General features: G+C 61.2%; 21 protein-coding genes. 7 read left to right on the top strand and 14 right to left on the bottom strand.

Going from position 1 to position 21,453, the window contains the following annotated elements; genetic code table 11:
• Positions 1–23: 23 nt before the first annotated feature.
• Both DBR00_RS09010 and DBR00_RS09015 read right to left on the bottom strand, forming a co-directional pair.
• Entirely contained in the window at positions 24–797 is a 774-nt protein-coding gene (locus DBR00_RS09010) for a YdcF family protein (RefSeq protein WP_108489376.1), read from the bottom strand.
• A 26-nt stretch (positions 798–823) separates the two neighbouring features.
• The gene (locus DBR00_RS09015; RefSeq protein ID WP_108489375.1) at positions 824–1,267 is read right to left on the bottom strand and encodes a hypothetical protein; all 444 of its coding nucleotides are present in this window, start codon (positions 1,265–1,267) and stop codon (positions 824–826) included.
• Positions 1,268–1,494: 227 nt separating this feature from the next.
• On the opposite strand from DBR00_RS09015, the gene leuS reads away from it, so the two are divergent.
• The 6 genes from leuS to lipA all read left to right on the top strand — a co-directional run bounded on the left by leuS (position 1,495) and on the right by lipA (position 8,656).
• Positions 1,495–4,107 (top strand): leucine--tRNA ligase, encoded by a 2,613-nt coding sequence (gene leuS, locus DBR00_RS09020; protein ID WP_108489374.1) that lies wholly within the window; start codon positions 1,495–1,497, stop codon positions 4,105–4,107.
• 72 nt (positions 4,108–4,179) lie between these two features.
• Positions 4,180–4,791, top strand: a complete 612-nt coding sequence (gene lptE / locus DBR00_RS09025) for an LPS assembly lipoprotein LptE (protein ID WP_108489373.1) — start codon at positions 4,180–4,182, stop codon at positions 4,789–4,791.
• Positions 4,792–4,830: 39 nt separating this feature from the next.
• A complete protein-coding gene (holA, locus tag DBR00_RS09030) occupies positions 4,831–5,865 on the top strand; it encodes a DNA polymerase III subunit delta (RefSeq protein WP_108489372.1) in 1,035 nt (344 codons plus the stop codon).
• Between the two features lie 82 nt (positions 5,866–5,947).
• Positions 5,948–6,106 (top strand): alternative ribosome rescue factor ArfA, encoded by a 159-nt coding sequence (gene arfA, locus DBR00_RS09035; RefSeq protein ID WP_108489371.1) that lies wholly within the window; start codon positions 5,948–5,950, stop codon positions 6,104–6,106.
• A 71-nt stretch (positions 6,107–6,177) separates the two neighbouring features.
• Positions 6,178–7,461 carry a lytic murein transglycosylase gene (locus tag DBR00_RS09040; RefSeq protein WP_108489370.1) on the top strand — a complete coding sequence of 428 codons (1,284 nt, stop codon included), beginning with the start codon at positions 6,178–6,180 and terminating at the stop codon, positions 7,459–7,461.
• Positions 7,462–7,603: 142 nt separating this feature from the next.
• Positions 7,604–8,656, top strand: a complete 1,053-nt coding sequence (gene lipA, locus DBR00_RS09045) for a lipoyl synthase (RefSeq protein WP_108489369.1) — start codon at positions 7,604–7,606, stop codon at positions 8,654–8,656.
• A 70-nt stretch (positions 8,657–8,726) separates the two neighbouring features.
• On the opposite strand, the gene lipB is transcribed toward lipA, so the two are convergent.
• From lipB to DBR00_RS09100, 11 genes are all read right to left on the bottom strand, one after another.
• Positions 8,727–9,380 carry a lipoyl(octanoyl) transferase LipB gene (gene lipB, locus DBR00_RS09050; protein WP_108489368.1) on the bottom strand — a complete coding sequence of 218 codons (654 nt, stop codon included), beginning with the start codon at positions 9,378–9,380 and terminating at the stop codon, positions 8,727–8,729.
• On the bottom strand, positions 9,380–9,655 hold the full coding sequence (locus DBR00_RS09055) for a DUF493 domain-containing protein (RefSeq protein ID WP_108489367.1): 276 nt from the start codon (positions 9,653–9,655) through the stop codon (positions 9,380–9,382). The genes lipB and DBR00_RS09055 overlap by 1 nt, the downstream gene beginning before the upstream one ends.
• A gap of 72 nt (positions 9,656–9,727) precedes the next feature.
• Complete coding sequence (locus DBR00_RS09060; protein ID WP_108489366.1) at positions 9,728–10,903, bottom strand: D-alanyl-D-alanine carboxypeptidase family protein; 1,176 nt, start codon at positions 10,901–10,903, stop codon at positions 9,728–9,730.
• Positions 10,904–11,021: 118 nt separating this feature from the next.
• Positions 11,022–12,026: a septal ring lytic transglycosylase RlpA family protein gene (locus tag DBR00_RS09065; RefSeq protein ID WP_108489365.1), complete on the bottom strand. Its 1,005-nt coding sequence runs from the start codon at positions 12,024–12,026 to the stop codon at positions 11,022–11,024.
• The gene (mltB, locus tag DBR00_RS09070; RefSeq protein WP_108489364.1) at positions 12,026–13,036 is read right to left on the bottom strand and encodes a lytic murein transglycosylase B; all 1,011 of its coding nucleotides are present in this window, start codon (positions 13,034–13,036) and stop codon (positions 12,026–12,028) included. The genes DBR00_RS09065 and mltB overlap by 1 nt, the downstream gene beginning before the upstream one ends.
• A 17-nt stretch (positions 13,037–13,053) precedes the next feature.
• Positions 13,054–14,157: a rod shape-determining protein RodA gene (rodA, locus tag DBR00_RS09075; protein WP_177479964.1), complete on the bottom strand. Its 1,104-nt coding sequence runs from the start codon at positions 14,155–14,157 to the stop codon at positions 13,054–13,056.
• A 38-nt stretch (positions 14,158–14,195) separates the two neighbouring features.
• Positions 14,196–16,085: a penicillin-binding protein 2 gene (gene mrdA, locus DBR00_RS09080; protein WP_108489362.1), complete on the bottom strand. Its 1,890-nt coding sequence runs from the start codon at positions 16,083–16,085 to the stop codon at positions 14,196–14,198.
• A 13-nt stretch (positions 16,086–16,098) separates the two neighbouring features.
• On the bottom strand, positions 16,099–16,566 hold the full coding sequence (gene rlmH / locus DBR00_RS09085; protein ID WP_108489361.1) for a 23S rRNA (pseudouridine(1915)-N(3))-methyltransferase RlmH: 468 nt from the start codon (positions 16,564–16,566) through the stop codon (positions 16,099–16,101).
• Positions 16,567–16,578: 12 nt separating this feature from the next.
• On the bottom strand, positions 16,579–16,950 hold the full coding sequence (gene rsfS, locus DBR00_RS09090) for a ribosome silencing factor (RefSeq protein ID WP_108489360.1): 372 nt from the start codon (positions 16,948–16,950) through the stop codon (positions 16,579–16,581).
• A 37-nt stretch (positions 16,951–16,987) separates the two neighbouring features.
• The gene (gene nadD / locus DBR00_RS09095; RefSeq protein ID WP_108489359.1) at positions 16,988–17,662 is read right to left on the bottom strand and encodes a nicotinate-nucleotide adenylyltransferase; all 675 of its coding nucleotides are present in this window, start codon (positions 17,660–17,662) and stop codon (positions 16,988–16,990) included.
• Positions 17,662–18,927 (bottom strand): glutamate-5-semialdehyde dehydrogenase, encoded by a 1,266-nt coding sequence (locus DBR00_RS09100; RefSeq protein WP_108489402.1) that lies wholly within the window; start codon positions 18,925–18,927, stop codon positions 17,662–17,664. Before DBR00_RS09100 ends, nadD begins: the two co-directional genes overlap by 1 nt.
• A gap of 264 nt (positions 18,928–19,191) precedes the next feature.
• On the opposite strand from DBR00_RS09100, the gene DBR00_RS09105 reads away from it, so the two are divergent.
• Entirely contained in the window at positions 19,192–20,424 is a 1,233-nt protein-coding gene (locus DBR00_RS09105) for an alpha/beta fold hydrolase (protein ID WP_108489358.1), read from the top strand.
• A 77-nt stretch (positions 20,425–20,501) separates the two neighbouring features.
• On the opposite strand, the gene DBR00_RS09110 is transcribed toward DBR00_RS09105, so the two are convergent.
• A complete protein-coding gene (locus tag DBR00_RS09110; protein WP_108489357.1) occupies positions 20,502–21,356 on the bottom strand; it encodes a class I SAM-dependent methyltransferase in 855 nt (284 codons plus the stop codon).
• Positions 21,357–21,453 lie beyond the last annotated feature (97 nt).

Here is a 21,453-nt window from a genome sequence, read left to right on the forward strand (position 1 = left end):
TGCGAGCCCCGGCCAGCCGGGGCTTATTCCTGCACGGCCCGGTAGAACAACCGATAAGCCAGCAAGCCAATGGCCTCGTTAAGCAACAAGCCGTTCTGCCAGACCGCCTTGCTTTCCGGTAACCAACCATCGGCAGGCCGGCCATTGGGCGTACCAAGAAACCCCATCGGCGCACTGATCACCTGCAAGCCCGCCTGTTCGAAACTCCAGCGTGACCTGGGCATATGCCAGGCCTGGGTCACCAGCACCACACGGGTAATGCCTGCCTGCTTCAGCAGTTCAGCGCTATGGCTCGCATTCTCCCAGGTGGTGCGGCTCACACCTTCCTGCCAACGCACCGGCACGCCGTAATCACGGGCCAGCACCTCGGCCATCAACGCCGCCTCACTCGGTGGTACGCCATAGTGCAACCCGCCACTGGTGAGCAGCGGCAACCCCGAGGCTTTGGCCAGCCGCGCCGCAAAACGCACCCGTTCCAACGCCAACAGACTGGGCTGATCCGCACCCCAGCCGGGGTCAGCCAGTTCACGCCCACCGCCCAACACCACAATCACGTCGGCCTGCTGTGCCAAATCAGCCCATTGTCGCTCATTCAATGCCGACTCGGTTTCCAGCATCCGCGCCGAATATTCAACCATCACCGGCAGGCTAAACAGCCACATCCCGCCCAAGCCAACAACCAGGCAGCACGCCGCCAAGCGTGGAAAACGCCGATGCAGCCACCAGGCGGCCAGCAGCAAAAGCAGGAACAGGCCTGGCGGCAGGAAGAACTGTTTGAGGATGTAGCGAATCGGCATTGAGCACCTCCATGGGTGCGCGCAGCCTACCGATGATTACTCGCCCGAAACAACTGCGAGCCGCAGGCCTTGCAGGCCTGTACGCCATTGCCGGACTGCCAGCCCGCCAGAGTCCCGCACAGGGCGCAGCACAGCTGTAAACGACGTTTAAGCAGCGGTTTGATCTTGCCGGGCAGCGCGGCGGTGGGTTTGTGGCCGCAACGCCCGACCTTGCGCGAGCTTGGTAGTTGCTCAATCTGCGCCATTTCCTGCGCTGCGGCATGCCAGCCGCGCAGCCAGTCCAGGTCACGATTCAGATAAGCGCGAATCAGCTCCATTTCCGCAGCCGTAAGCCCGCGTAGTTCAAGCTCTAGCGGCGGTTGTGCAGACAGTGCACTCAGGCTATCCGCCTCATCCAACGCCATGGCAAGGCGTTGCAGCAGCCGCTCATAGAGCCCGCCCCCCGCTGCACCACGCCGAAACTCCGCCATCCTTCACCTCGCCCCGGAGCAGGCTGCCGCTCCATATAACAAGCTTAGCGGCCACGCTTTAACCGGCAGTGCATCGCGACAAACGGCGCGGCCGGCTAGGCGTGGCTGGCTACGTGCGGCCGGGCCGCAGTAGCTGGCGCGCGGCGCAATCAGGGTTTCCCTGAATAAGCGGGGCTCATGTATGCTACGGCGTTTCCCGCAAGCCCTTATTCCCAGCGCCGGTAGCCATGCAAGAACAGTACTCGCCCCGTGAAATCGAAGCCGCCGCGCAGTCCCATTGGGACGCGCAGAAATCCTTTGTAGTGAGCGAACAGTCGGGCAAGGAGACCTTCTACTGCCTGTCGATGTTCCCCTACCCGAGCGGCAAGCTGCACATGGGCCATGTGCGTAACTACACCATCGGCGACGTGATCGCCCGCTACCAGCGCATGCTCGGCAAGAACGTGCTGCAACCCATGGGCTGGGACGCCTTCGGCATGCCGGCGGAAAACGCGGCAATGAAGAATCAGGTTGCACCGGCCAAGTGGACTTACGAAAACATCGCCTACATGAAAACCCAGCTGAAATCGCTGGGTCTGGCCATCGACTGGACGCGTGAAGTCACCACCTGCAAACCCGATTACTACCGCTGGGAGCAGTGGCTGTTCACCCGCCTGTTCGAAAAAGGCGTGATCTACCGCAAGAACGGCACCGTCAACTGGGACCCGGTCGACCAGACCGTGCTGGCCAACGAGCAGGTCATTGACGGCCGTGGCTGGCGTTCAGGCGCGCTGATCGAAAAGCGTGAAATCCCGATGTACTACTTCAAGATCACCGCTTACGCGGAAGAGTTGCTGAGTAGCCTGGACGAACTGGATGGCTGGCCGGAACAGGTCAAGACCATGCAGCGTAACTGGATCGGCAAGAGCTTCGGCGCTGATGTGGTGTTCGACTATGACCAGGCCAGCGTCGGCATCGGCGGCCAGCTCAAGGTCTACACCACCCGCCCCGACACCTTGATGGGCGCGACCTACGTCGCCGTCGCCGCCGAGCACCCGCTGGCCCAGCGCGCCGCCGAGAGCAACCCGGCCATCGCCGCGTTTATCGCCGAATGCAAAGCCGGTTCCGTGGCCGAAGCCGACATGGCCACCATGGAGAAGAAGGGCGTTGCCACCGGGCAATTCGTTATTCATCCGCTCTCCGGCGACAAGCTGCCGGTGTTCGTCGCCAACTACGTACTGTGGGGTTACGGCGAAGGCGCGGTGATGGCCGTGCCCGCGCACGATGAGCGCGATTTCGAATTCGCCAACAAGTACGACCTGCCGATCAAGCAGGTCTACACCGGCGAAGGCAAAGAATACGACGCCACCCAATGGCAGGACTGGTACGGCGACAAAACCGGCCTGACCAGCATCAACTCCGGCAAGTACGACAATCTAGACTTCAGCGCCGCCTTCGACGCCATCGTCGCCGACCTGGAAGCCAACACCCACGGCGCACGCAAAACCCAGTTCCGCCTGCGCGACTGGGGCATCAGCCGCCAGCGTTACTGGGGCTGCCCGATCCCGATCATCCACTGCGATACCTGTGGCGACGTGCCGGTACCGGAAGACCAGCTGCCCGTCGTACTGCCCGAAGACGTAGTGCCGGATGGTGCAGGCAGCCCGCTGGCGCGCATGCCTGAATTCTATGAATGCACCTGCCCGAAATGCGGCAAGCCGGCCAAACGCGAAACCGACACCATGGACACCTTCGTTGAGTCGTCCTGGTACTACGCGCGCTACGCCTCGCCACATTACACAGGCGGCATGGTCGACCCTGAGGCGGCCAACCACTGGCTGCCGGTGGATCAGTACATTGGCGGTATCGAACACGCGATCCTGCACCTGCTGTATGCGCGCTTCTTCCACAAGCTGATGCGCGACGAAGGCCTGGTGTCATCCAACGAGCCGTTCAAGAATCTGCTGACCCAGGGCATGGTGGTGGCAGACACCTACTACCGCACCCTGGAAAACGGCGGCAAGGACTGGTTCAACCCAGCCGACGTCGAGCTGGAGCGCGACAGCAAAGCCAAGGTCATCAGCGCGAAGCTGAAAAGCGACGGCCTGCCGGTGGAAATCGGCGGCACCGAGAAGATGTCCAAGTCGAAGAACAACGGCGTCGACCCCCAGTCGATGATTGATCAGTTCGGCGCCGACACCTGCCGCCTGTTCATGATGTTCGCCTCGCCGCCGGACATGAGCTGCGAATGGTCGGATGCCGGCGTTGAGGGCGCTAACCGTTTCCTGCGCCGCGTCTGGCGCCTGGCACAAAATCACGTCAACCAGGGCATCGCCGGCGCACTCGACCTGGCCAGCCTGGATGACGAACAGAAGGCCGTGCGCCGCGCGATTCACCTGGCGATCAAGCAGTCGAGCTTCGATATTGGCCAGCACCACAAATTCAACACCGCCATCGCCCAGGTGATGACGCTGATGAACGTGCTGGAGAAAGCTGCACAAACCACAGCACAAGACCGCGCCCTGCTGCAGGAAGGTCTGGAAGCGGTGGCACTGCTGCTGGCACCCATCACACCGCATATCAGCCATCAGCTGTGGCAGGAACTGGGCCACGACGAAGCCATCATCGACGCCGCCTGGCCACAGGTGGATGAGTCTGCCCTGGTACAGGACAGCCTGACCCTGGTGATCCAGGTCAACGGCAAGCTGCGCGGGCAGATTGAAGTGCCGGCCAGCGCCAGCCGCGAAGAGGTTGAAGCCAGCGCCCGCAGCAACGAAAACGTGCTGCGCTTTACCGAAGGCCTGAGCATTCGCAAGGTCATCGTGGTGCCAGGCAAACTGGTCAACATTGTTGCCAACTGACTAGTCGCCAACTGATTAAGCTCGGCGCGACCGCACAACGGCGCGCCGCAAGACACGCCAAGGGGATAAAAGATGATCAAACGGAATCTGTTGGTAATTGGCCTGGCCACCCTGCTCAGCGCTTGCGGCTTCCAGCTGCGTGGCACCGGTGACGTGCAGTTCGCGCTCAAGGAGCTGGATGTCAGCGCGCGCAACGCCTACGGCGAAACCGTCACCCAAGTGCGCGACGTGCTGCAGAACAACGGCGTCAAGGTCTACGCTGGTGCGCCGTACCGCCTGGTACTGAGCAACGAGCAGGAAAATCGCCGTGCCGCCAGCTTTACCAGCTCGGCCCGCACCGCCGAGTACGAACTGAGCAAAACCCTGGAATACGAAATCCGTGGCAGCAAAGACCTGCTGCTGATGAGTGACAAGCTGGAAGCCCAAAGTTTCTACACCCAGGACGGTAACAACCTGATTGGCGGTGACCAAGAGGCCGCGCAGCTACGCAAGGAAATGAACCGTGAACTGATCCAGCAACTGGTTCAGCGCCTGCAACAGATCAGTCCAGCGCAATTAGACGTACTGCAGCAAACCGCAGAAGCCAAGGCAAAAGCAGAAGCCGATGCCCTGGAAGCCGCTCGCCAGCAGCAAGCTGCACAACCGCAGCAATCGCCAATCCAACTGCCGATTCCCGCCCAGTAAGCTCGCCGGGCCGCGCAAGCGGCCCTGCTCTGCGCCCGCATGAAGCTTAATTCCGCACAACTCGCCAAACACCTGCAGGGCAACCTGAGCCCGGTGTATGTGGTCAGTGGCGACGAACCGCTGCTCTGCCAGGAAGCCACTGACGCCATTCGCACCGCGACCCGCCAGCAGGGTTTCAGCGAGCGCCAGGTGTTCAACGCCGACAACAACTTCGACTGGGGCAACCTGCTACAAGCCGGCGCCAGCCTGTCGCTGTTTGCCGATAAACGCCTGCTTGAGCTGCGCCTGCCCAATGGCAAGCCCGGCGACAAGGGCGCAGCGGCGCTTCTGGAATACCTCGCCCGCCCCGCCGAAGACACCGTATTGCTGATCAGCCTGCCGAAACTCGATGGCAGCGCGCAGAAGACCAAGTGGGGTAAGGCGCTGATCGAGGGCGCGCAGACGCAGTTCGTGCAGATCTGGCCGGTCGATGCCAACCAGCTACCCCAATGGATTCGCCAGCGCCTGGCGCAATCGGGCCTAAGCGCCAGCGCCGAAGCCGTGGACATGATTGCCGTGCGCGTCGAAGGCAATCTGCTCGCCGCCGCCCAGGAAATCGAAAAACTCAAACTGCTGGCAGAAGGCACGCAGATTGACGTCGATACCGTGCACGCTTCGGTCGCTGACAGTGCACGCTTTGATGTATTCGGCCTGATCGATGCGGCCCTCAATGGCGAAGCCGCGCATGCCCTGCGCATACTCGAAGGGCTGCGCGGTGAAGGCGTCGAGCCGCCGGTCATTCTCTGGGCCCTGGCCCGGGAAATCCGCCTACTGGCCACCATCGCCCAGCAGTACAGCCAGGGCATGCCGCTGGAAAAGGCCTTCAGTTCCGCGCGCCCGCCCGTCTGGGACAAGCGTCGCCCGCTGGTCAGTAAAGCCCTGCAACGTCTGTCCGCCACCCGCTGGGCCGCGCTGCTGCAGGATGCCCAGTTGATCGATGCGCAAATCAAAGGTCAGGCGGCCGGCGCCCCCTGGAGCGGCCTGAGCCTGTTGACGCTAACCATCTGCGGCCAGCGCCTGGGCATCTCCCGCTAGCGCTCAGACGCTGGACATTCAGTCGCATGCGGATCATGCTCCGCCCGCCTGCGACGTGCGGGTCATTTGCCGAGGAAACGCCATGGCGAAGAAAGCCAAACGCGGCCCGAACAAGGCCAAATCCCTGATCGCCCAACCATTGTTTCGCTCCCGCCAGGAAACGCCCAGCAAAGGCAAAGGCAGCTACCGCCGTGAAGCCTCCCAGCAAAACTGGGAGGCTTCATACCTTCTGGCAGCCTGAAAAGCCCGTCACAGCCCGCATACACCGCATTCATGCTAAGGTTACGGCCTGCAAAACGTGCCGAGACCACCATGCCTTACCTGTTTCTTCGTGGCCTGTCCCATAGCGCCACCGCCTGCATCCTGCTGCTCCTGACCGCCTGCGCAGAAGCACCTGCACAGCCACTCGCCGCCGCGGCGATTACGCCACCTCCGACAACCGTCAGCCAACCTTTGCCTGCTGCCCTCGCCCAGCCCACCCTGCTCAGTTTTGACGAATGGCGCATGCTCCTGCGCAGCGATGCGATCGCGGCCGGCATCGACGCCGAGCTGTTTGATCGCACCTTTGCCGGCATCACCCTGGACCCCAAGGTCATCGCCGCAGACAACAGCCAACCTGAATTCACCCGCCCGGTGTGGGAGTACATCGACGGCGCAGTCTCCGTATCGCGCATCGCCCAGGGGCGCCTGCTCAAGGCCCAACACCGCCCAACCCTGAAAGCCATCCGCAGCACCTACGCCGTAGACCACGAAGTGCTGATCGCCATCTGGGGCATGGAAAGCAATTACGGCAGTAATATCGGCAGCCATAACGTCATTCGCTCCCTCGCCACCCTGGCTTACGACGGCCGTCGCCAAGTGTTCTGGCGCAGCCAGCTGCTGGCTGCATTGCAGATCCTGCAAGCCGGCGACGGCCCAGCGCAGGGACTGATCGGCTCATGGGCGGGCGCCATGGGGCAAACCCAATTCATGCCGACCACCTTCAATCAGCATGCCGTGGATTTTGACGGCGACGGCCACCGCGACCTGTGGCGCTCAGCGCCTGATGCACTGGCCTCGGCGGCTCACTACCTGCAAGCCTCCGGTTGGCAGAATGGCCAACCCTGGGGGTTTGAAGTCAGCCTGCCGCAGGGTTTCGATTACGCCCAGGCCGATCCGGAAGTGCGCCACAGCCTGGCGCAGTGGCGCGCCCAGGGGGTCAACCCGCTGCGCGCGGTGGATGCCAACGAGCAGAACCTGGCCTCACTGTTTCTTCCAGCCGGACACCGCGGCCCGGCCTTTCTGGTGCTGAACAACTTCCGCAGCATTCTCAAGTACAACAACTCCACCGCCTACGCCTTGGCCATCGGCCTGCTCAGCGACGCCCTGGACGGCAATCCGGGCGTACAGGCCGCCTGGCCGCGCAACGACCGTCAACTGGGACGCAGTGAGCGCATCGAGTTGCAGGCGTTGCTGACCAGCAAGGGGTACGAACCGGGCCCGGCAGACGGCATCATCGGCGCCAACACACGCAAGGCTGTTAGGGCATTTCAGCAGAGTCTGGGCCTGCCCGCTGACGGTTACCCCAGCCATGAGTTGCTGCAAAAACTGCGTTAAACGAGCTTTACTCGAACGATTGGGCAACATCGCCAAGCACGAACGGGTAGAACCACGCGGCGCACAACGGACTGAACAGTCAGGCTCTGTGATAGACTGCGCGGCGGCCACAAGCCGCCTCGTCCACGGAGCCCAATAGCCGATGTCCGATACTCCCTCGCCCAAAACCGTCGCCAGTGGCGAAAAATTCCGTACCACCCAAGGCATCACCGCGATCAAGGACGGGCAAAAGCGCCGCGCCTCCAGCGAGCCTCAGGTATTCGAGCCCAAACCCAAGTGGCTACGAGTCAAGGCGCCTGGCGGCAGCCGCTTTGAGGCGGTCAAACGCAATGTCAGCGAACACCGCCTGAGCACCGTGTGCCAAGAGTCCCACTGCCCGAACATGGGCGAATGCTGGTCCAACGGCACTGCCACCATCATGCTGATGGGCTCGGTGTGTACCCGCGCCTGCCGCTTCTGCGCGGTGGATACCGGCAATCCCAACGGCTGGCTGGACTTGGAAGAGCCGCAGAACACCGCCAAGTCGGTGGAGCTGATGGCCCTGCGTTATATCGTGCTGACTTCGGTGGATCGCGACGACCTGGATGACGGCGGCGCCAGCCACTACGCGGCCTGCGTGCGGGCGATCAAGGACAACACCCCGCACGTGGTGGTGGAAGCCCTGACCCCGGACTTCGACGGCGACCTGTTGGCCATCGAACGTGTGGTGGATTCCGGTCTTGAGGTGTTCGCGCAGAACGTTGAGACGGTCAAGCGCCTCACCCACGTAGTACGCGACCCACGTGCAGGCTATGAAAAGACCCTGAACGTGCTGGCCCACGCCAAGCGCCACAGGCCGGACGTGCTGACCAAGACCAGCCTGATGCTCGGCCTGGGCGAGACGGATGAAGAGATCATCCAGACCATGGATGACCTGCGCGCCATCAACGTCGACATCCTCACCCTCGGCCAGTACCTGCAACCGACGCGCAATCACCTGAAGGTGCAGCGCTGGGTCAGCCCGGAAGAGTTCAACCGTTTCCGCGAAATCGGTCTGCAGAAGGGTTTTATGGAGGTCGCCGCCGGCCCGCTGGTACGCTCCAGCTACCGCGCCGACAAGGTGTTCGAGAAGAATAACCTGGGCCTGGCTGCCCCGGTCCCGGTGCCGGGCCAACAGCTCGATAACAGTCTGATTCCCGCCCTCAATCTGAACTGATTGAGCCACACGAACGCCTGACCTGGGGCTTTGCCTGAGGTCAGGCGTTCGTGTGCCGACCCTACTCCGCTTACCAGTCGATTGTGTTCGCCAGGCTCTGCTGCTGCGCATAGTCGAGGTGCTTGACCAGTTGCTCACGCAGCCGCGCGCTGACCTCGGAAATATCGATCGCCCCCAGCACCTGATCAACCAACTGCGTCATGGCCATACCGGCATAGCCACAGGGGTTGATGCGCTGGAACGGCTGCAGATCCATATCCACATTGAGCGCCAGACCATGGAAGGAACGTCCGTTACGGATGCGCAGGCCGAGCGAGGCAATCTTCGCGCCATCCACATACACGCCAGGCGCGTCCGGCTTGGCATTGGCACTGACGCCATAGCTGGCGAGCAGGTCAATGAGGCTGCGCTCGATGCGACTCACCAGCTCACGCACACCAATGCCGCTCCGGCGCACATCCAGCAGCAGGTAAGCCACCAGCTGGCCCGGACCGTGGTAAGTCACCTGACCACCACGATCAACCTGCACCACCGGAATATCCCCCGGAAATAACACATGCTCGGCCTTGCCGGCCTGGCCCTGAGTAAATACCGGGGCGTGTTCGAGCAGCCAGATTTCGTCCGGCGTATCGGCGCCGCGGGTGTCGGTAAAGCGCTGCATCGCATGCCAGGTAGGCTGATAGTCGACCTGGCCCAGCTCACGAAAGCCGAGCGGTAGGTCCATCACAGAACCATGTGCACGATACCGGTCGCGCGTAGGGCGCTGTTGATATCGCGTAACTGATCTTCGCTGGTGGCTTCGATATGCAGCTGTACGGTGGTGTACTTGCCGTTGCTGCTCTGGCGCTCGGCCAGGGTGCTGAGATCGACTTTGGCGTGCTGGCTAAGGATCTCGATCACCGTGCTTTTGTAATCGGCACCACTGTCACCGACCACCTTGATCGGATAGTCCGCGCAGGGGAATTCGATTTTGTGCGATTTGACGTCTGGTTGATTCATGGAGTAACGGCCTCGTAAGCCGTGGCAGCAACAACGCCCCTGCGGGTCGGCAAGGGCGTGCTGGTCACGCTATCAGTTGAACAATCCGAAGAAGAACAGGCTGATGCTATCCCACAGGCGGCGGAAGAAACTACCTTCCTCAACGGCCTCAAGGGCGATCAGGTCGGCGCTGTGTACCACCTCCTCACCCAGCTTAACTTCAACCTTACCGATCACATCACCCTGAGCAATGGGCGCCGTAAGCTTCGGATTGAGCGTCATGCCGGCCTGCAGCTTATCCAGCTGGCCTTTCGGCAGCGTGAGGCTCAGATCAGTCGCCAGACCAGCCTTGACCTGACGCACAGTGCCTTTCCAGACCTGGGCCTGGGCCAGCTCCTGGCCTTTCTTGTAGAAGGTGCGGGTTTCGAAGAAGCGGAAACCATAGGTCAGCAGCTTCTGGGTTTCCGCCGCACGCGCCGACTCGCTGACGGTGCCAAACACCGAAGTGATCATCCTTGCGCCATCCCGCACAGCAGAGGCCACCAGGCAATAACCGGCTTCTTCGGTGTGGCCGGTTTTCAGGCCATCAACGGTCTTGTCACGCCACAAGAGCAGGTTGCGATTGCCCTGTTTGATGTTGTTCCAGAGGAACTCCTTCTGCGCATAAATTGCGTAGTGTTCCTGATCTTCATTGATGATCGCGCGAGCCAGAATAGCCATGTCATGAGCACTGGAGTAATGCTCAGGATGCGGCAGACCCGTGGCATTCATGAAGTGGCTGTTACTCATGCCCAGACGCGCAGCGGCTTCATTCATCATGTCGGCGAAAGCATCTTCGCTGCCAGCGATGTACTCGGCCAGGGCAATACTGGCGTCGTTGCCAGACTGGATGATCACGCCGTGCAGCAGATCATCAACGGTCACCTGGCTGTTCAGCGGCAGGAACATGGTCGAACCACCGGAGGCGGCACCACCGGTACGCCAGGCGTGCTCGCTGATTGGCACCAGGTCCTGCTCGCCGATCTTGCCCTTGCGGATTTCCAGCGTCGCGATGTAAGCCGTCATCAACTTGGTCAGGCTGGCCGGCGGCAAGCGCTGGTCGCCGTTGTTCTCGACCAGAACCTTGCCACTGGCAGCATCCAGCAGCACATAGGACTTGGCGGCAAGCTGGGGTGCCGTTGGAATCACTTGCTGATTGGCCCAGGCAGTCGATGCGCTGAGCAGAAAAAGTGACAGGAAAACGCGTTGCGCAAAGCTGGTGATATTCATCCGTCTCTCTAGATTGCTGATGGTAAAACTGCCCGAAGGCCTAATCATTGCTGCCCCGGCTAGGCGCTCGTGCACCGGGGATCTTGCTTAGTCCCATGAAGAGACAATAAGTGCCGCGTCACTCAGCCTTGACCAGGGTTGGCTCGCCAAGATTGGCCAGGCGCACACTGTCCTGCAACTGTTCAGCTTCGCTCTGGCTGCTCACGGGGCCCAGACGCACGCGGTGCAAAATCTGCTGGTTGCGCACCACTGAGCTGACGAACACTGGCGCAGCCACTGTCTCGCTCAACTTGGCTCTGAGTAGCTCCGCAGCGTCCGGATTGGCGAAGGCGGCCACTTGGAGAAACAGGCCAGAGGCTCCGACTGAAGCGTTTTTTTTTGCGTCAATCTGCACGGGGAGCACCGCGGCGGCATGTTGCTGCGGGGGGGGTGAATACTGCTCAAGCGGCTGCGCGACAGGCTGTGCAACCGGCTGGGCCTGGGCCACCTGTTGCGGAGCAGCCAACACCATCGGTACCGGACGGCCCTGCTGAGCCCACCACTCATGCGGATCAATACCTTCGACCTTGACCCGCGCAGTTCCGCTTTCGGCATAGCCGAGCTTCTTCGCGGCGGCGAAGGACAGGTCGATAATTCGGTCGGAATAGAACGGGCCGCGGTCGTTGACGCGCAGGATGGCGGTCTTGCCGTTTTCCAGATTGGTTACACGCACATAACTCGGCAGCGGCAGGGTTTTGTGTGCGGCGGTCATGCCATACAGGTCGTAGGTTTCACCATTGGCAGTGGCCTGACCGTGGAACTTGGTGCCATACCAGGATGCCGGCCCCACCGCCTGATAACGACGCGCATCGGGGATCGGGTAGTACTGCTTGCCGAATACGGTGTAGGGGCTGGCCTTGACCGGGCCGTAGTGCGGCATGGGCACCGCATCAGGAATCCGCGACACATCGACATCCCACCAAGGGGCGCCATCCTTGTGTGGACGATTGAAATCACCCGGTCCGGAAATCGCGCCACCCGGTTGAATGGGCGCAACCGGCTGAGGCGCACGACTGGACGAACAACTGGCCAGCGCCAACGCCAGACCGCCACACAGGGCCAACTTGAAAGGCAAACGCAACATCACTTCACACCCCGTGTATCGACCAGCGCCTCGGCCAGCTGATTGACTGCCATGGCATACATCACACTGCGATTGTAGCGGGTGATGACAAAGAAGTTAGGCAGGCCGATCCAGTACTCGGCGCCATCAGTACCTTCCAGACGGAAGGCAGTTACCGGCAAATCGTCAGCCAGCGGCTCGGCACTGGTCCAGCCCAACTTACGCAGCTCACCGACATTCTTCACCGGGTCCAGGCCCACAGTCAGGCCTTGCTCAGCTTGCGCCCCCTTGAGGTTGGCGGCGCTGGCCACAAGTTGCCCTGGCTGCCAGCCGTGCCGCTTGAAGTAGCTGGCCACACTGCCAATGGCATCGACCGGGTTATTCCAGATGTTGATATGGCCATCACCATCGAAATCCACGGCATATGCACGAAAACTGCTCGGCATGAACTGCGGCAATCCCATGGCACCGGCATAGGAGCCGGTCATGCTCAGCGGCTCGACCTGTTCTTCGCGGGTCAATAGCAGAAATTCGCGCAGCTCCTTGCGAAAGAACGGTGCACGCGGCGGGTAGTCAAAAGCCAGGGTCGACAGGGCATCCATCACGCGCCAGCTGCCGGTATTACCGCCATAAAAGGTTTCCACGCCAATAATCGCCACGATCACCTGTGGCGGCACGCCATATTCAGCTTCGGCGCGAGCCAGCGTCGCTTCGTGCTGCTTCCAGAATGCGACGCCCTGACTGATGCGCTTGTCCGTGATGAAAATTGGCCGATAGTCCTTCCACGGCTTGGCCTTTTCTGCCGGACGCGAAATGGCATCAAGAATGGCCTGTTTGCGCTCAACCTGGGCAAACAGTTCGATCAGTTGTTCACCAGCAAAACCATAGTCACGTGTCATCTCTGCGACGAACTCAGCCACCTGCGGTGATTGCCGGTAGTCATCGGCCACAGCCACCGGTACCAGTGCACAGGCGCCAGCCAGCGCCAACCAGGGTGTTACCCATTTCATCATGCCAAACACGTTCTGCATTGCACTCATAATCCCAATCAAGCCTGAGTCATCCACTTCCGATGGGTGTGGATCGACATCAAAATTCCGAAGCCGGAGAGCAAGGTAATAAGCGAGGTACCGCCATAGCTGATGAAGGGCAACGGCACCCCCACCACCGGCAACAAGCCGCTGACCATCCCGATATTGACGAAAACATAAACAAAGAAAGTCATGGTCAGCGCGCCGGCGAGCAGCTTACCGAACAGCGTCTGCGCTTGCACGGTAATCACCAGACCGCGCGCGATCAACAGCAAGTACACCAGCAGTAACAAACACACGCCAACCAGGCCGAACTCCTCGGCCAGTACCGCAATGATGAAGTCGGTGTGGCTCTCCGGGAGAAAGTCCAGGTGCGACTGAGTACCCTGCAACCAGCCCTTGCCCAGCACACCGCCGGAGCCAATGGCGGCCTTGGATTGGATGATGTTCCAGCCGCTGCCCAGCGGATCGCTTTCAGGGTTGAGGAAGGTCAACACGCGCTGCTTCTGGTACTGGTGCATGACAAAGAACCACATGCCGATAGCGATCGGCACCACGGCGGCCACGGCACCAATCACCCAGCGCCATTGCAGACCGGCGATAAACAACACGAAGCCGCCAGAGGCGAGAATTAGCAGCGAAGTGCCCAAATCAGGCTGTATCAGGATCAGCACGAAAGGCATGATGATCATCGCCAGACTGATGCAGATATGCTTAAACCGCGGCGGCAGACTGCGGTTTGACAGGTACCAGGCAATCGTCGCCGGCATGATGATTTTCATGAACTCCGAGGGCTGAAAACGGATCACCCCGGGGATATTGATCCAGCGTGTGGCACCCATGGCGTTATGCCCCATAACATCCACTACAACCAGCAGCGCCACGCCCCCCACATAGGCCAGCGGCACCCAACGCTCCATGAAGCGCGGTTCGAACTGGGCGATGATCAGCATGCCGACCAGGCCGATGCCAAAGGAGCTGGCCTGCTTCATCAGCAGATCAACGTTCTTGCCACTGGCCGAGTACAGAATGAACAGGCTGCCGGTTGCCAGGATCAACAACAGCAGCAGCAATATCCCATCGATATGCAGGCGCTGCAGCAAGGTTGCACGGCGACGCAGCAGATCTTCGGTGGACAGGTTACGGTCAAAATTATTGCTCATGGTGCCACGACCTCAGCCGCCACTGGCGGAGCAAATTCGGCCTTCAGCTGGCCTTTCTCATCGAGCAACCAGGCATCCATCACTTGTTTGACCACCGGTGCAGCAACCCCTGAGCCAGACTCGCCATTCTCCACCATCACGGACACCGCAATCTGAGGGTTGTCTGCCGGCGCGAAGGCGACGAACAAGGCATGATCGCGATGGCGTTCAGCCACTTTGCTGCGGTCGTATTTCTCACCCTGCTTGATGGCCACCACCTGAGCAGTACCGCTCTTGCCGGCAATCCGGTACAGCGACGTATCGCCCACCTTGCGCGCGGTACCGCGCGGGCCGTGCATCACCTGCTCCATGCCATGACGACCGTTGTCCCAGAACTTGAGGTCACGCAACACAATGTCAGGCACGGGATCGGGGTCAACCGGCGGCTGTCCCTGGATAGTCTTGGCCAGATGTGGGCGAATCCACTTACCCCGAGTGGCCATCAGCGAAACGGCCTGAGCCAGCTGCAGGGGGGTGGTCTGCATATAGCCCTGACCGATACCGAGGATCAGCGTTTCCCCGGGATACCAGGCCTGACGATAGCGCGCCCGCTTCCAGTCTCGCGACGGCATCAACCCCGGAGTTTCTTCGAACATATCCAGCGACACACGCTGACCCAGACCGAAACGGGTCATGTAGTCGTACATGCGATCAATGCCCATCTTGTGTGCCAGTGAGTAGAAATAGGTGTCATTGGAGCGGGCGATGGCCAGATCCATGTCCACCCAACCATCGCCGGTGCGGTTCCAGTTGCGGTATTTGTGACTATGGCCCTGCAACTGATAGAACCCAGGATCTAAGACTCGGGTCTGCGGTGTCACCACACCGGCGTCCAAACCCGCCACTGCAACCATTGGTTTGATCGTTGAGCCCGGCGGATAAAGACCACGCAACACCCGGTTGTAGAGCGGGCGGTCGATCGAGTCGCGCAACTCGGCATAGGCCTTGAAGCCGATACCGGTAACAAACGGATTGGGGTCGAAACTCGGCTGACTGACCATCGCCAGCACTTCGCCGGTTTGCGGCTGTATTGCCACTATCGCACCACGGCGACCGGCCAGGGCCGCTTCCGCCGCTTCCTGCAGACGCACATCAAGGCTCAGCACAATATCCTTGCCTGGCGTCGGGTCAGTCCGTTTAAGCACCCGTAATACGCGGCCACGGGCGTTAGTCTCGACCTCTTCATAACCCACATCACCGTGCAACTCGTCTTCATAGAAGCGCTCAATGCCGGTTTTGCCGATGTGGTGCGTACCGCTGTAGGCCACCGGGTCCAGCTCTTTAAGCTCTTTCTCGTTGATCCGCCCGACATAGCCCACCGAGTGTGCGAAGTGCTTGCCCAACGGATAATGCCGAACCAGCTGCGCAGAGACCTCAACCCCCGGGAGGCGGAACTGGTTGATGGCGATGAGAGCGATCTGCTCCTCGCTCAACTCGAACAACACCGGCACCGGCTCGAATGGCCTTCGCCCCTGACGCACCCGGCGCTCAAACAGCGCCCGCTCATCCGGCCCAAGCTTTAGCACTTCGACAATCACGTCGAGTACCTGCGGCCAATCGCCAGCGCGTTCGCGGGTCAGGGTCAAGCTGAAACTTGGTCGGTTATCCGCAATGATCACGCCATTGCGATCGAAGATCAGCCCACGACTGGGCGGAATCGGCTGTACATGGATGCGATTATTTTCCGCCAGGGTGGTGTGGTATTCGTACTGAACCACCTGCAGGTAGTACAGGCGCACGAGCAACACCAAGGTCAGCAGCAACACCACCACGCCCCCCACCACCGCGCGTTTGCGGATCAGACGACTGTCTTTTTCGTGGTCTTTGAGGCGAATTGGTTGCGGCATCGGTGGCTGCTGATTATTTGTGGTAAGGGTGGCCGGACAACACCGTCCAGGCACGATACATCTGTTCGCCGATCAGAATCCGCACCAAGGGATGCGGCAGGGTCAGTGGCGACAACGACCAGCGCTGTTCACTGCGTGCCTGCACCTCAGGCGCCAGTCCTTCCGGGCCGCCGACCATGAGGTTGACGGTGCGGGCATCCAAACGCCATTTGTCCAGTTCAACAGCCAACTGCTCGGTGCTCCAAGGTCGCCCTTCGACTTCCAGGGTGACGATGCGTTCCCCCGGCTGCACCTTGCTCAGCATGGCCTCACCTTCCTGGCGGATCATGCGCGCCACGTCGGCATTCTTGCCGCGGGTGGTCAGCGGAATCTCCACCAATTCCAGCGACAGCTCGCTGGGCATTCGCTTGGCATATTCCTGCCAACCGTCCTCAACCCAGCGCGGCATGCGTGAACCCACGGCAATCAGCTTGATGCGCACAGCGAAACGTCCTTATTGCTGCTCAGAACCTGGCTCTGCGCTGAACTGCGCACGGCTTTGCTCAGCCCCCTGCCACAGACGCTCAAGGTCGTAGAACTGACGGGCCGTTGGCAGCATCACGTGCACCACGATGTCGCCGAGGTCGAGCAGTGCCCACTCGCCACTGTCCAGACCTTCGCTGCCCAGCGGGCGCACGCCCTGCTCTTTGGCCTTTTCCAGCACGTTATCGACCAGCGATTTAACGTGACGGCTGGAGGTGCCGCTGGCGATCAGCATGAAGTCAGTGATGCTGGTTTTGCCACGCACATCGATTACGGTGATGTCTTGCGCCTTGATTTCTTCCAGAGCGGCGGTGGCCAGTTTAACCAGCGCTTCGCTCTGCATTTTTGCGTTTGTCATAAGTAACCCGTTTGCCTCGTGTTCAATTCGCACCACGGTACAGTCCGTGGGCATGGATATAGGCCAGTACCGTGTCAGGCACCAGAAAGCGTGCCGACTTCCCGCTCGCCAGTAGCGCGCGGATCTGGGTAGCCGACACCGCCAGGGGTGTCTGCCAGATAAAAGCAATTTGCCCACTCGGCCCATTCAGGGCAGAAGGGTCACTCACACTGCGTGCCGCCAGCAAATCGCGCAGCGCCTCGGGCGCTTCGCTGTCGGCATCCGGGCGCTGCAGCACCAGAATATGACAGTGCCGCAATAACTCATCCCAACGCTGCCAGCTGGGCAAGCCGCAAAAGGCATCCCAGCCCAACAGCAGAAACAGCTGGTCATGTACCGCCAACTCGCAGCGCAACGACTCCAGCGTGTCGATACTGTAGGACGGTTTGTCGCGTTGCAGCTCGCGATCATCCACCCGCAGCACATCAGCATCCGTCACCGCCAGCCGCACCATGGCCAGGCGATCCTCGGCACTGACCTCTGGCGCACTGCGATGCGGCGGCCGTGCACTGGGGATCAGACGCAACTCATCAAGCTGCAGCGCCTCGGCGACTTCCACGGCACTGCGCAGATGGCCGATGTGCACCGGATTAAAGGTGCCACCAAGCAGGCCGATGCGTCGGGCGTCGGTACGTCGGGCGCCAGGATTCTGGGCCATCAGGTGCGGATGTGTCCGTCGCCGAACACCACATACTTCTCACTGGTCAGGCCTTCCAGACCCACCGGACCACGGGCATGCAGCTTGTCAGTGGAAATACCGATCTCCGCGCCCAGGCCGTACTCGAAGCCATCGGCGAAACGGGTCGAGGCATTGACCATCACCGAGGCGGAATCCACCTCGGTCAGGAAACGCCGCGCATCCGTGAAGTTCTCAGTGAGAATCGCGTCTGTGTGCTTGGAACCGTAATGGTTGATGTGCTCGATGGCGGCATCCAGCGACTCAACGATACGGATAGCCAGGATCGGCGCGTTGTACTCGGCGTACCAGTCATCTTCACTGGCTTCCAATACGTCGCTGCCGAGCAGCGCACGGGTCGCGGCATCGCCACGCAGCTCAACACCTTTGTCGCGGTAGATCGCCGCCAGCGGCGGCAGCACCTTGTCCGCCACGGCGGCATGCACCAGCAAGGTTTCCATGGCGTTGCACGGCGAGTAGCGCTGGGTTTTGGCGTTATCGGCGACGCGAATGGCCTTGTCCAAATCGGCCGCCATGTCGATGTACACGTGACACACACCGTCCAGGTGTTTGATCACCGGCACCTTGGCGTCACGGCTGATGCGCTCGATCAAACCCTTGCCGCCACGCGGCACGATTACATCGACAAATTCCGGCATGCTGATCAGCGCACCAACAGCGGCGCGATCAGTGGTTTCCACCACCTGCACGGCGCTGGCCGGCAGGCCGGCCTCTGCCAGCCCCTGCTGAATGCAGCGGGCAATGGCCTGGTTGGAATGAATCGCCTCGGAGCCACCCCGCAAAATGGTCGCGTTACCGGATTTCAGGCACAGGCTGGCGGCGTCGATGGTCACGTTCGGCCGTGACTCATAAATAATGCCAATCACACCGAGCGGCACGCGCATCTTGCCGACCTGGATACCCGACGGCAGGTAACGCATGTCACGGATCTCGCCAATCGGGTCCGGCAGCGTGGCGACCTGACGCAGGCCTTCAATCATCGAATCGATCACCGCAGGCGTCAGCGCCAGACGGTCAACCATAGCCGGTTCAAGACCATTGGCGCGGGCAGCGGCCAGGTCCAGTTCATTGGCGACAATCAGTTCGTCGCGGCCTGCATCCAACGCTGCAGCGGCGGCCTGCAGGGCACGGTTCTTCTGCGCGGTGCTGGCCCGCGCGAGCACACGCGAAGCACTGCGGGCGGCCTGTCCCAGGCGGGTCATATAATCAAGCACGGACTCAGTCATGATCTTGGCAGGTCTGGCGGTTGAAAAAAGTCGCTGAGTATAACGGGCGCGCCGCTTCACGCCCAGCACTGTGCGGCGGACGGTAAACACCGCGTTCGCCACCACTGGCGGTAACGCCGCCAGGCCCCGAGCGGCCGGCCACCCCGAGAAACAGTGACACCTCCCCCGCTTTGCCGCCCGAAGGTTAGGTAAACAAAAACCGCCCAAATGTTTACCGTGCAATTGAAAGGAAAACAGGCGGTTGACCGCCGGGGTGGGATCAGCATGCATTACCGTACCGACTATTGCGCTGCACAACTCAACGAACCCCCGCAGACGCTGGACCTGGGCGAGCTGCGCCTGCACTACCAGGCCTACGCCCAGCACAGCCAAGACCTACGCCCACCGGTGCTGATGCTGGGCGGCGCATTCCAGAGTTTTCGCTCGTTTGCCGCCGAAGTCAGCGAACTGCTCGAACAGCATCCGGTGATCCTGCTTGACCTGCCCAGCCAGGGCGGCAACCTGCAATTGGTGCCGCAACTCACGCTGGAGCAACTGGCCGACCTGATCGCCGACTTTGCCGAAGAGCTCAATCTGCCACCGCTAATGCCCATCGGCCTCTCCTACGGATCCGCTCTGGCCGCTCTGTTTGCTGCCCGACACCCAACCCGCTGCGCCCGCGTGCTACTGGCCGGAATCACTGCCTTTGGCCGCCCCGGTGCGCGCCTGCTGCTGCAGGAAGGCCTGGCATTGCTGGCCGATGGCCGCAACGACGCCTTTGCTTACGGCGCCCTGACCGGCCTGCTCAACCCTTTGCGCCTGGAGCAGACCGGCGTTGCTCCGGTATTCCGCAAAGCCCTGCTGCGGCAAATTCAGCGCCTGTCCGCCGCCGATGTCGAGCGCTACCGGCAGAACAGTCAGCGCCTGCTGGACTTTCAGGGCTTTAATCAGCACCCCTGCTGCCCCACCCTGGTGCTGGCCGGCGAACACGACCATTTCACCCAGCCCTGGGAGCATGCCCACTTCGCCGCCGCCTGCGCCCAAGCCAGTTGCGCACTGATCCACAACGCTGACCATCTCGCCCAGTTCGAGCAACGCGAAGCCTGCGCCAGCCTGTACAACCCCTTCCTGCGCGGCGAAACCCTGCCGCAGCGCAGCCTGGGCAGCAGCTTGCTGCCCCACCCGCATCTGCTGCAGCTGGAAAAACGCTTTGAGCCGCGCCAACCACCCAACCACCGCCACGCTCGCCTGCAACATCGTGATGGTGGGGAATGGACAGTGGAAGTCAGCGAACTGGGTTTCTTCGGTGGACTGTTGCAAGCCGACCTGCCCACCATTCGTGGCACGCGCGGCTGGCAACTGCTGTGCAAGGACCTGCCAGCACAACCCCTGCTTCCCCTGCGTCAAGATGCAAACGGCTTGGCCTTCGTCTTCCCGCATAGCGATCAGCACGCCAGCCAGGCACTGGAAAGCCAATTCCAGCTACAGCAGCCACTCCCCACTGCGGCCTGCGCTTAACACCACGCCGAACCAACTGAGTGCCGGCGAGACGGGTAAAGCAGGCGCGCGCCGTCTCATGAGATACCCACGTACCGCTAGACACGCGCCTCGATCACCCGGACCAGACCGGCATTACGCGAGACAGCCAGGCCGAGCGCCTGGGCTGTGCGGCTCGGATCAAAGACCTCGACCTGACTGAAGCCGCAGCGCTGGAAGCCCTGCACAATCGCCTGGTCATTGCGGTAATGCAGCGGGTAGTTACCACGGGTCAGCCGCCCAATCAGACCAACACCCCAGCGCAGCTGACGGTAACGCGGGTGCTCGCGCAGATCAGGATAAAGCTCGGTGAGATAGGTGGCCTGAGGAAACTCGCGCAACAGGTCAGCCAAACGCGTCCAGAACGATTCGATCAGTGCCAACTCGAAATAATTCACCAACCCCTCGGTAATCACCACCACTGGCTTGCTGTGATCCAACTCGGCGAACAGTGCCGCCAGGCTTTTACTGCCGTCCTCGGCAAGGATATCCACTGCACGCACCTGATGCTGGTTACCCAGCCAACCCTCGGCATTCAGCAACAGACGCTTACGCGCGGCCATCACCGGCAGATCAGCCTCGACATATCGCAGGTGCGAGTATCGCGAGGTAAAGCGACGACCACGCGGTGACAGACCGCAGGCAATTTCCACCACCTGGCATACGCCGCCCTGCTCAATGGCCGCAGTCAGCTGAGCATCAATCTGCAGATGGCGCTGCAACAGGAACTGCTCGATATCCAGACCGAATCCGACCCGTGCCCCCCAGGTGATCGGGCTGAGCAGACCATGCACGAAACGCCCGAAACCGGTAACAAAGGCTACATCCGCCAACTGATGGCGATACCAGACATAACCGGTGTAGTGGGCACTGGGGCTGATATGGGCACTGCTGGCTCGGGCACGTTCAGGCATGATTCAGACTCTTATTGTTATGATCACGGGACCTTCAACGGCGCTCGACTGAACGCCTGAACCGGCCACAGCCCAGCCTATGCCCTGCCGAGTAAGC

The organism is Pseudomonas sp. HMWF032 (assembly GCF_003060885.1).
Lineage (GTDB): Bacteria > Pseudomonadota > Gammaproteobacteria > Pseudomonadales > Pseudomonadaceae > Aquipseudomonas.

Excerpts from the sequence above, each read along its gene's own strand:
- DBR00_RS09010 (WP_108489376.1), bottom strand. The coding sequence starts at position 797 with ATGCCGATTCGCTACATCCTCAAACAGTTCTTCCTGCCGCCAGGCCTG.
- DBR00_RS09015 (WP_108489375.1), bottom strand. The coding sequence starts at position 1,267 with ATGGCGGAGTTTCGGCGTGGTGCAGCGGGGGGCGGGCTCTATGAGCGG.
- leuS (WP_108489374.1), top strand. The coding sequence starts at position 1,495 with ATGCAAGAACAGTACTCGCCCCGTGAAATCGAAGCCGCCGCGCAGTCC.
- lptE (WP_108489373.1), top strand. The coding sequence starts at position 4,180 with ATGATCAAACGGAATCTGTTGGTAATTGGCCTGGCCACCCTGCTCAGC.
- holA (WP_108489372.1), top strand. The coding sequence starts at position 4,831 with ATGAAGCTTAATTCCGCACAACTCGCCAAACACCTGCAGGGCAACCTG.
- arfA (WP_108489371.1), top strand. The coding sequence starts at position 5,948 with ATGGCGAAGAAAGCCAAACGCGGCCCGAACAAGGCCAAATCCCTGATC.
- DBR00_RS09040 (WP_108489370.1), top strand. The coding sequence starts at position 6,178 with ATGCCTTACCTGTTTCTTCGTGGCCTGTCCCATAGCGCCACCGCCTGC.
- lipA (WP_108489369.1), top strand. The coding sequence starts at position 7,604 with ATGTCCGATACTCCCTCGCCCAAAACCGTCGCCAGTGGCGAAAAATTC.
- lipB (WP_108489368.1), bottom strand. The coding sequence starts at position 9,380 with ATGGACCTACCGCTCGGCTTTCGTGAGCTGGGCCAGGTCGACTATCAG.
- DBR00_RS09055 (WP_108489367.1), bottom strand. The coding sequence starts at position 9,655 with ATGAATCAACCAGACGTCAAATCGCACAAAATCGAATTCCCCTGCGCG.
- DBR00_RS09060 (WP_108489366.1), bottom strand. The coding sequence starts at position 10,903 with ATGAATATCACCAGCTTTGCGCAACGCGTTTTCCTGTCACTTTTTCTG.
- DBR00_RS09065 (WP_108489365.1), bottom strand. The coding sequence starts at position 12,026 with ATGTTGCGTTTGCCTTTCAAGTTGGCCCTGTGTGGCGGTCTGGCGTTG.
- mltB (WP_108489364.1), bottom strand. The coding sequence starts at position 13,036 with ATGCAGAACGTGTTTGGCATGATGAAATGGGTAACACCCTGGTTGGCG.
- mrdA (WP_108489362.1), bottom strand. The coding sequence starts at position 16,085 with ATGCCGCAACCAATTCGCCTCAAAGACCACGAAAAAGACAGTCGTCTG.
- rsfS (WP_108489360.1), bottom strand. The coding sequence starts at position 16,950 with ATGCAGAGCGAAGCGCTGGTTAAACTGGCCACCGCCGCTCTGGAAGAA.
- nadD (WP_108489359.1), bottom strand. The coding sequence starts at position 17,662 with ATGGCCCAGAATCCTGGCGCCCGACGTACCGACGCCCGACGCATCGGC.
- DBR00_RS09100 (WP_108489402.1), bottom strand. The coding sequence starts at position 18,927 with ATGACTGAGTCCGTGCTTGATTATATGACCCGCCTGGGACAGGCCGCC.
- DBR00_RS09105 (WP_108489358.1), top strand. The coding sequence starts at position 19,192 with ATGCATTACCGTACCGACTATTGCGCTGCACAACTCAACGAACCCCCG.
- DBR00_RS09110 (WP_108489357.1), bottom strand. The coding sequence starts at position 21,356 with ATGCCTGAACGTGCCCGAGCCAGCAGTGCCCATATCAGCCCCAGTGCC.